The organism is Desulfofustis glycolicus DSM 9705, from assembly GCF_900130015.1.
Taxonomy (GTDB): domain Bacteria; phylum Desulfobacterota; class Desulfobulbia; order Desulfobulbales; family Desulfocapsaceae; genus Desulfofustis; species Desulfofustis glycolicus.
Genome location: NZ_FQXS01000027.1, coordinates 48,757 through 58,489, shown reverse-complemented (window position 1 = coordinate 58,489; position 9,733 = coordinate 48,757). Strand labels below are relative to the sequence as shown.

The 9,733-nt window shown below is 56.5% G+C and carries 6 protein-coding genes; 4 read left to right on the top strand and 2 right to left on the bottom strand.

Going from position 1 to position 9,733, the window contains the following annotated elements; translation table 11 throughout:
- The first annotated feature begins 461 nt into the window (after positions 1-461).
- The 4 genes from selA to BUC26_RS17915 are packed head-to-tail and all read left to right on the top strand — an operon-like array spanning position 462 to position 5,903.
- Positions 462-1,871 (top strand): L-seryl-tRNA(Sec) selenium transferase, encoded by a 1,410-nt coding sequence (gene selA, locus BUC26_RS17930; protein ID WP_073378253.1) that lies wholly within the window; start codon positions 462-464, stop codon positions 1,869-1,871.
- A gap of 2 nt (positions 1,872-1,873) precedes the next feature.
- On the top strand, positions 1,874-4,045 hold the full coding sequence (locus tag BUC26_RS17925) for a tetratricopeptide repeat protein (protein WP_073378251.1): 2,172 nt from the start codon (positions 1,874-1,876) through the stop codon (positions 4,043-4,045).
- A 5-nt stretch (positions 4,046-4,050) separates the two neighbouring features.
- Positions 4,051-4,761 (top strand): LOG family protein, encoded by a 711-nt coding sequence (locus BUC26_RS17920; RefSeq protein WP_073378250.1) that lies wholly within the window; start codon positions 4,051-4,053, stop codon positions 4,759-4,761.
- Positions 4,762-4,820: 59 nt separating this feature from the next.
- A complete protein-coding gene (locus BUC26_RS17915) occupies positions 4,821-5,903 on the top strand; it encodes a type IV pilus twitching motility protein PilT (RefSeq protein WP_073378248.1) in 1,083 nt (360 codons plus the stop codon).
- On the opposite strand, the gene BUC26_RS17910 is transcribed toward BUC26_RS17915, so the two are convergent.
- On the bottom strand, positions 5,890-8,424 hold the full coding sequence (locus tag BUC26_RS17910; protein ID WP_073378246.1) for a DNA internalization-related competence protein ComEC/Rec2: 2,535 nt from the start codon (positions 8,422-8,424) through the stop codon (positions 5,890-5,892). The genes BUC26_RS17915 and BUC26_RS17910 overlap by 14 nt on opposite strands.
- Positions 8,421-9,683, bottom strand: coding sequence for a 3-deoxy-D-manno-octulosonic acid transferase (locus BUC26_RS17905; protein WP_073378244.1), 1,263 nt, complete (start codon positions 9,681-9,683; stop codon positions 8,421-8,423). Before BUC26_RS17905 ends, BUC26_RS17910 begins: the two co-directional genes overlap by 4 nt.
- Between the last annotated feature and the right edge of the window lie 50 nt (positions 9,684-9,733).

Sequence of the window (9,733 nt, the reverse complement as noted above, 5' to 3'; positions counted from 1 at the left end):
CTGAACCGATAAATCGGTCCTTATTTAAAAACACAACTTCAAATAAGGGCTCTGTATCGCATTACTGCTCTGCAGATCCCTCTGCGTCAAAAGACGCGTCGGGCCCGTTTGCACGTATGTTGTTATTCAGTTGTCAAGGATCGCTACAAACGCCGCAAGCGGCGCGCACCAATGAGTGGTGCAGAAGAGCATAAATCTATCAATTCGCCGACGCTCTGTCAAGCCCTAATCAGCCTCGCTCGTCGCTTTCGGCACCGCCCCGAAACCCCCGGCACGGCCTGGCGGCCGGCCCGTGCTTCAGGACCGCGGCACACTACTTGATTCACCCGGGGGTGTCAATAGGTTTTTGGAATTGCCGTGACGAATAAAAAAACATTGGCCTGTTGTAGCTGCTGTTGCTATTGTTCCCGGATTAAACGTAACGTTATTGTAAATTTGCCATTTCCCGATTGCGGAGAACGATGGATCAAAAAGCCGAGATGCTGCGCAACCTGCCCAAGGTTGATGAATGTCTACTGGAACTGTCTGATTTTATAAATCAACAGGGCGTACCGCTGCGTATTGCCAAAAAGGCTGTGCAAACAACAATAGATCGTGTCAGAAAAGGTATCCTGGCCGGCGGAGATATTACTCTACCTGTCGACCGTAGCGCCTGGAAGAGTCTTTTTGTCGATCAGATCGGGCAATTGCAGCGCAGTCGTTTCCGCCGGGTGATAAACGGCACCGGTGTTGTTATCCACACCAACCTTGGCCGCTCACTCTTGTCGACCGCGGCGCTCGAACAGTTGATTGCCGGCGCTGGTTACTACAGCAACCTTGAATTTGACCTGCACAGCGGGAAGCGGGGTAGCCGGTATGCGTTGGTCGAAGATATCATCTGCGATCTGGCTGGGGCCGAAGCTGCGCTGGTAGTAAACAACAATGCCGCCGCCGTGCTTATCGCGCTGGATACGATTGCCAGGGGCCGAGAGGTAATCGTCTCGCGCGGGGAACTCGTTGAGATCGGCGGCTCGTTTCGCATTCCTGACGTGATGGCCAAAAGCGGGGCCGAGCTTGTCGAAGTCGGAGCAACCAACCGTACCCATCTCTACGATTATGAGCGGGCCATCACCGAACGTACCGGACTGCTGTTGCGGGTCCATACCTCAAATTTCCGGATGATCGGTTTTACCGCTGCAGTCCCGGCGCAAGAGCTGGTTGCCCTCGGCCGGACGAAGGGGCTACCGGTTATGGAGGACCTGGGCAGCGGCTCACTGATTGACCTGGAGCGCTTCGGCTTACCGGCCGAGCCTACTGTCCAGGAGGTTCTGGCTGCCGGAGTTGATCTGGTCACCTTCAGCGGCGATAAACTGCTCGGCGGACCGCAGGCCGGCGTCATAGTCGGCAGGAAAGACCTGGTCGATCAAATCAAGCGGAACCCGCTCAATCGGGCGCTGAGAATCGATAAATTCACTCTTGCCTCGCTCGAAGGTACTCTGCGAGCCTACTATGATGAGTCGCTTGCCTGTAAGCAGATACCGACTTTGCGTATGATCGGCGAGTCTCAGTCAACAATCAAGAAACGGGCCAGTCGTTTGCTGAGGAGAATCGGTAAAAAATCTCCCGATGGCTGCCTCTTTTCGCTCGTCCCGACCGTTTCCCGGGTCGGCGGCGGGGCGCTGCCCGAATATGGGTTGGACAGCTGGGCGGTTCAGCTGCAGCCGGTTGATGTGCCGGTAAGCACGCTCGAGAGGGATTTCCGCCGTTTGCAGATCCCGTTGATCGGCAGGGTTGAGCACGATCGTTTTCACATTGATATGCGAACGATCCAAGATTCCGAAATCGCTTTGCTTGCCGATCAATTGGTTGAGTATTTCTCCTTGGTTTGCTGAGTATGCGCGCCGCTTCTTTTCCGGTTTCACCGGTCAACGGATCGCTCTGTCTCACCGACTTCAGTCTGCTTGCCTCCCGATTCAAAAGAGTGTTTTTTGCCCTGGTACCAACGGCAACCGACACCCGTTTTCTATTGATTCCCGCTGACCTACCCTCGACTGAGAAACAACAGGAGCAGCCCTGGCTGACTGTCGCCAGACATGCCGCGCAGACCGGTCTGCCGAAGAAAGAAAGTCCGGATTCGCTCTATTTCCCGATGTGTGGAGCCGAGAGAGAGGTGTTGGTGGCTGAGGTCTCCGGGGTGGATCCACTCGTGCTGGAAAAGGCGACCGATGAGTGGTTGGCCGATACCGGTCAGGCTCTTTCCGATGAATTGAAAAAGATCAAGGGGGAGTTTCTCGATCCGATAACGGGACTGTACGGTTGCAATCTGTTTTTCGAAGCAGTGACAGAAGCTATTGACAGGCAGGATCTTCACCTCGTGTTGATCGAGGCGCTCCCTCCGTCACGATCTATTCGCGACCGCTTTTCTCCGGTTTTGAACACGGGCTCTCTGCTAAAAAACTATAATCGCCGATCGTTTCCGCTCTTTCATCTGGGAATGGCGGTTTTTGCCATCCTGGTGAGCGATCAGCAGCGAATCAATCTCTCATCTTTCTGCCTGTCGCTGATAACGGCGTTGAAAGGGCACGGGTGCCGCCGCGTTCGCTGCGGTTGCACGAGTGTCTCTTTGCAGCGCGGTGACGGCAGGCTCCTGCATGATCATCCCCGCCTCTTGCTCGATGAGGCGTGGCAGGCTCTGCAGGTCGCCTGTCGGCGCGGTCCGTTCGCGTTTTGTGATTACGATACGCTTATCAATCCCGAACATGCCCCACTCCGACCGATATCGCGCAGTTTAATCGCAAAAGTCCGACGCAGATGCCGACAGCTTGACGTCTTCTCACTGGTTTTGTTCACCTTCGATTTTCAAAAAAAGGTGGGGGCGGACGTTCTTCTTGACGCCGGATGCGAGACCAGGCACATGCTGCCGTTTGCGGATGGGTATCTGGTTATCGTCGGCGATGCGCGTACTGACGAGGTCCGGGCATGGGCTGTCGGCATGATCGAACGCATATGCAGCAACAAGGGCGCCGATTATTCGCTGTCGGCCGGGATCAGCGCTTATCCCGAACACGGCTCGCGTATCGCCGAAATTATTAACAATACGAGGAAAGCGTTGCTCCATGCCGCCTTTTTCGGACCGAGGAGCGTCGTTGTTTTCGATGCCGTCAGTCTCAATGTCAGCGGCGATGTCTTTTTTGCCGAAGGAGATTGGAACGCTGCAGTTAGAGAATACCGGCGTGGCCTGGACCGTGCTCCGGCCGATATCAACCTGCTCAACAGTCTTGGTGTAACCTACGCTTTGATGAACAGGACCGGAGATGCCGTGCGCTCATTTACACGGGTTATTGATCTCGAACCCGATAATTTCATGGCCCTTTACAACCAGGGGCTCGGCCGGCAGGCCGTCGGGCAATACCGTCAGGCGGCGGCGTCCTTTTCGCGGGCTCGCGAGGTATACAACCCAGAAGATACCGACCAGGCCGGCGCTATCGACGATTTGCTCTATCAACTCGGCATCTGTTTCTTTCACCTTGGCAATTACGTCTCCTGTATGGACATGCTGACAGCATGGCACGCTCGCCAGGGTGCTGTCAAATCAGCCGGCGCCTGCTGCCGGTACCTCGGCATCAGCGCGTATCATCGGCAACACTTTCCAGACGCATCTCGCTGGCTGCAGTTGGCACTGGCACATGACAAGTTTGATGCCGAATCGCTCAGTTTGCTCGGCGATTCGTATCGCATTCTCGGTGAAGGCGACGATATCGCCCTGCGGTTGACCGAAAAGGCTGTCGAGATCGCCGGTCCGGAGCCGGTTTTTTTGCTCAGATGGGGTCGGGCCCTAGCGGCCTGTGGCAAGTATGATCAGGCGATAGAGCAGTTTCGTCGGTGCGCTGCCGTTCGCAAAACTCGAATCGATGCGTGGCTCGAGATTGGCACTGTCTATGGTTTGCAAGGACGTTACCGGCAGGCCCGCCGGTACATTAAAAAATTGATCACTGGTCGGGATGTACCGGACGAGATTAGAAGCCGGGCCCAAACCCTTTGCCAGCACCATGAATCATTACGGTAATCGTTATGGAATGCAAAGAGAGAAGAAGAATCAGGCGTGAGCCGAAATATGTCCTGGACAATACACTTGTCGGTGATTCCTGGCGGATGTTCCGGATCATGGCAGAGTTCGTCGATGGTTTTGATGCGCTTTCGACGATCGATATTCCGGCGGTGACCATCTATGGTTCGGCCCGGGTTAAACAGGATCATCCCTGGTATCAGTTGGCTGAAAAGATAGCCTATGAGCTTGCAGCGGCAAACTTCGCCGTGGTAACGGGTGGCGGGCCGGGCATCATGGAGGCCGCCAATAAAGGTGCCAATCGAGCCGGTGGTATATCCGTCGGTCTCAATATCAGTCTGCCACACGAGCAAGTGCCCAACCCCTATGCCAATTTCCCTTTACATTTCAAATATTTTTTTGTTAGAAAAGTAATGCTTATGAAATATTCGTCGGCTTTTGTCTGTATGCCGGGTGGTTTCGGGTCACTCGACGAATTATTCGAAGCAATCACGCTGATTCAGACTGAACGGGTCAAACCGTTTCCCGTCGTCCTGGTCGGATCTTCCTTCTGGACGGGCCTCATCGAATGGGTGAAAGGCAATCAACTGGCGGCCGGCCTGATCGGCGAGTGCGATCTCGAATTGTTCAAGATTTTCGATGAATCCAGTGACGTTGTCGATTATATCAAACAAAACGTTACCGAAGGCAATATGGCACAGGTCGAGTCACCGTAGCCTGAAGAGTCGTTCTGACGTTGATTTATTATCATATCAGCTTGTAAAGAGGTGAAGGCATGGCACAAATCGATGCATTTTTCAAACTGATGAACGATGAAGGTGCCTCGGACTTGCATATGGTCTCCGACCAGCAGCCGGTCCTGAGAATTCGCGGTGATATTGAACGGGTCAAGTTCAAGAAGATGAGCAACGATGAACTCAAGACCATGCTTTACGAGATCTGCCCTGAAGATAAGATCAAGGTCTTCGAGGAAACGGGAGATATCGATTTTGGTTATGAAATCCCCGGCCTGGCCCGCTATCGCTGTAACTTCTTCCAACAAAAGTATGGGATCGGTGCGGTTTTTCGAGAAATTCCCAGTGAGATTTTAACCTGCGAGCAGTTGGGTCTGCCCAAGGTTATTTCCCGTCTCGCCCATCTACCGAAAGGACTCGTGTTGGTTACCGGTCCGACCGGTTCCGGTAAATCGACGACGCTGGCCGCTATCGTCGACGAGGCCAACAAGGTCCGCAAGCACCATATACTGACCATTGAAGACCCGATCGAATTCGTCCATAAGAGTCAGAAATGCCTGATCAACCATCGGGAGATCGGCACCCACACCAAAGGGTTTGCCCAGGCACTGCGTGGTGCCCTGCGTGAGGATCCCGACATAATCATGGTCGGTGAGATGCGCGATCTGGAGACGATTTCACTGGCCATGGAAGCGGCGATGACCGGACATCTGGTTTTTGCCACTTTGCATACGTTGAACGCCATGAAAACGGTTGATCGCGTCATCGAGATTTTTCCGGCAACCCAGCAGGGGCAGGTCCGTTCGACCCTGGCTGACGCACTGAAGGCGGTCGTCTCGCAGACCCTTTTTAAACGAACTGATGTCAAAGGGCGTGTCGCCGCTCTGGAGATATTGATTGCGACACCGGCGGTACGCAACCTGATTCGTGAAGGGAAAACCTATCAGATCCTGTCATCCATGCAGACCGGGAAAAAATACGGTATGCAGACCATGGACGATGCCATAATGAATTTTCTCGAAAAGAAGATGATCAGCGCCGACGATGCGTATTCCAATTCGATCGAAAAAGCAAAATTTCTCAAATTCCTGCGCAAACCGCCGTCAGATTTCACCGAGGTGTGATCGCACCATCCTGGCCCGATCCACTGAACGTCCACTGCCCGTTTTTAAAGGCTTGAACCCGATATCCATCCGTCGTGGCTGCGATGACAATGGTGCCGTGATCCACCGTGGTCAAGAGCGTCGTGTCGTTTTGTTGCGCGAAAGAGCGGAGCGATTGTGAGGGAAACAGGGCACCGGCCCGATCCCCGGAGGAAACAATCAGGTGGCTCGGGGCGACAGCAGCGAGAAAGACCGGCGAATTCGACGTCACCGAGCCATGATGCGAAGCAAGCATCAGCTGGGCGCGGATCGGTTCCCGGGCCGTCAGCAGTTCTTGTTCCCTGACCGTGCCGATATCACCGGGAAAGAGCATTGACAGTCGGGGAGTTTGCAGGAGCACTACCAGCCCGTTGTCGTCTTCGGTTGCATTGTCGGTATCGACCCAGCGGCGCACTGCCGGGGCGCCGGTTGCCGTGCCGACGGCGATAAACCGGTATCCTTGGTTTTCGATAAACGTGCCGCTATCCGGAAACATGATGGCGACTTCGCGTTGTCCGGCCATTCGACAGAGTTCTGCATAGCCGGGCTTGCCGGCATCGAGATAGGGAAGCCAGAGACGATCTACGGCAAATCGGTCGAGTAGAGCCGGAATCCCGTTATAGTGATCGGCATCAGCATGCGAAATGATGATGTCGTCGAGACGGGCGATACCCCGATGCCACAGATATGGTGCGATCAGCGCGGCGCCGCAGTCGAAATCGGGAGAATTCCGGGAACCGCCATCGATGAGCACATTCCTCCCGTCGCAAAGCTCGATCAGAACGCCATTTCCATGGCCGACATCGAGGATCGTAATCCGGTCCTGTTCCCTGAAGCTGTTGGCCAGCGGGGTCAGCGGCCAAAACAGACCCAGCAGGCAGCAGCAGAACAGCAAGCCAAGCAGCGGGCGGCGTCGGCCAAGCGTGCCGGGGGGCGGAGCAAGCCAGATCACCAGGAAGGTGAAATAGAGGGCCATGATCCACGGAGTCGGAGACGGGAGCCAGAGAGAGCTGAACGGGATTGACGAGAAGAACCGGGCAGCGGCAACGGCGGCAACCAACGCCCAGCTGCCGATGTGCAACAGCAGGTCGGCGGCCGGCAGGCTGACGACCTGCAGCGGTAGAGCCAGAAAGCCGAATACCATGGCCCACAGGCAGACCAGTGGCTCGATGATCAGATTGGCGGCTATGGAAACGGTTGAGATCCGGTTGAAATGATAAAGCAAGAACGGCATCGTGCCGATGGTTGCGGCAATGGTGACGGCGACGGCGCCAAGCAGCCACCAGAGCAGACGCCCGATAACGGAGGACTCTCGTGCGGGTGCTCCAAGTCGTTGCAGCAACTGCGGGACGAGCAGCATGATGGCCGCCACGGCTGAAAAAGAGAGTTGAAACGAGGCGTCTTCCAGGGAGAGCGGATCGTAGAACAAAACCGCCAGCCCCGCGCCGGCCAGAGTGGTAAGGGGGGATTTCAGCCGGTCGGTGGCGAGGGCGACAACGATAAAGAGGGCCATGATGAACGAGCGCACCACCGGCGGCTGGGCACCGGCCAGCAGTGTATAGAACAGGAGGGGAGGCAGACAGAGCAGCATCGAAATTTTTTTGATATCCAGGCGCAGGATCAGATATTCGGATCGGCGCAGCAGCCAGGAGATGGCCTGGAAGATGAAAAAACCGAGCAGGCCGAGGTGCATGCCCGAGATAGCGAGAATATGCGCCACGCCTGATCCTTTGAAGGACTCTGTAAGGTCCGCTGCTATGGTACTCCGATCTCCAATCAGCAGGGCCCGATAAAGCCCGGCGGCGGGTTGGTCAAGCAGGGCGTGGAGGTGCGCGCCGATACTCGCCCTGATCCGCTCGATCCGGTAGCGCCACTGATGACCGTCTGCGGCCGGTTCGGTCAAGATCGGCGCTATCAGCAGCGGTGAGGTGACCGAGCCGATGGCGGCAACGCCCTGGCGGACCAAATAGCGGCTATAATCAAACCCTCCGGGGATTGAGCCGACAGACGGCAGGCGCAACCGGGCACGAACGGCCAGCGTATCGCCCGGTAAAATGCTTTCCGGCCAGCTGTCTTTGAGGCGTAGCAGCAATCGGACCCGGGTGGGCTGAAGGAGTTCTGTTGAAGTCTCCTTGAAGTGATAGGCATCGATCAGGGCTTTGCTGACCAGACCGTTATCGGCGACCAAGGCGGCGAGCCGACCGACGATAACGACGTCCGCTTCGGCCTCGGCGAGTGTTCTGATAGACGCCGGAATGACGCTTCTTGTCTCGTGTTGGTTGCCCCGCAGGCTGCCGAGCAGAAAAAAGCAACAGCAGAGCAGTACGATGGCGATCGTTTCCCGCCGTGTCAGCCAGGCCGTCAGGGCCAGTGTTGCCAGCAACGCTAACGGCATGGCCAAGGGAACAGCGGCCAAAGCGTTGCGAGAGGCGATGCCGGCGGCCAGCAGCAGGGTGAGGCAAAGGAGCAGGTTGGCGTTGCAGGTCTTGAGCAGGGCCTTCACAGCAGTTCCCTGATCAGAGCCAGGTGCGAATCGATGACATTGCCCTGATGCCGTGCGCACTCCAGGGAGCGCAGGCCGGTGGTGCGGCGCAGATCGGGAGACTGGATCAGTTGCTCGAGGGTTGTCAGCAGTGTTTTTTCGTCCCGAACCTGGAAGGCCGCCTGACAGGCCAGCAATTCGTCGCTGATTTCGGCAAAGTCCTCCATATGCGGTCCAAACAGGATCGGGCAGCTTTCGCGCGCGGCCTCGAGCGGGTTGTGCCCGCCCTCCGGCACCAGGCTGCCGCCGATAAAGGCGATGTCGGCAAAGCCATAGAGAGCGGCCAGGTCGCCGATGGTATCGATGATCGTTACCGCAGTGCCGGCGGTAGACCGCTGTGTCAGTAACGTGGCCGAAAGACCGAATTGAGCGGCCAGCCGGAGCAACTCCCCGCTGCGCTCAATCCGGCGAGGGGCAAGCGCCAGGTGAATGTCATGCCGGCGTGCCAGCGTTTGGCCGCAGGCAAACAACATCTCTTCTTCGCCGGGGTGCGTCGAACCGCAGAGAATGAGCAGCTGCTCAGGCGATCGTCCGGAAAGAGCCGGCGGAGCTTGAGAGCCCGGTGCCCGGTCAGATTCCGGGACGACACACTTGAGATTCCCCAGTGTACGCACTTTGTCGTGCGCGACCCCGAGTTGCCGCATTGCAGCGGCGGAGGCGGCCGTTTGCATGCAGAGAAGATCGAATTTGTTGAACAATGGCCGAAAGAGCGGTGCGAATCTTTGATATGATCGCATCGAGCGTGCCGATATCCGACCGTTGACCAAAACCGCCGGAACAGAGGCGGCAGAAAGCTCGTAGAGCAGGTTCGGCCAGAAATCGGTTTCGACCAGGATGAACAGATCGGGAGCAATTCGCTTGATAAAGTGTCTGACAACCGGCAAAATGTCGACGGGAAAAGCGATGACGTTATCAACGAAGGGTGCGACACGTGTCTCGGCCAGGTCGCAGCCACTGGTCGTCGTCGCGGAAAAGATAATCGTGTCGTGCGGCAGTTCTGAGCGAAGGGCGCGGACCAGGGGCAGGGCGGACGTTACCTCGCCCACTGAGAGGGCGTGAATCCAGATGACTCGGCCTGAATATGCACCCGGTCCGGGCAGGCCGCTGCCAAATCTTTGCAGCAGTTTCCGGCGTTTGCTCGGTCGGCAGAGCAACACAGGCAGCGCGAGCAGGAGCAGTGGTGCCGACAATAGCTGCACGGTGTTGTATGCCAGTCTCATAATGGACCGCAGCTGCCTGCTGCCAAGACAGGAGTGAACCGGGGGGGCTG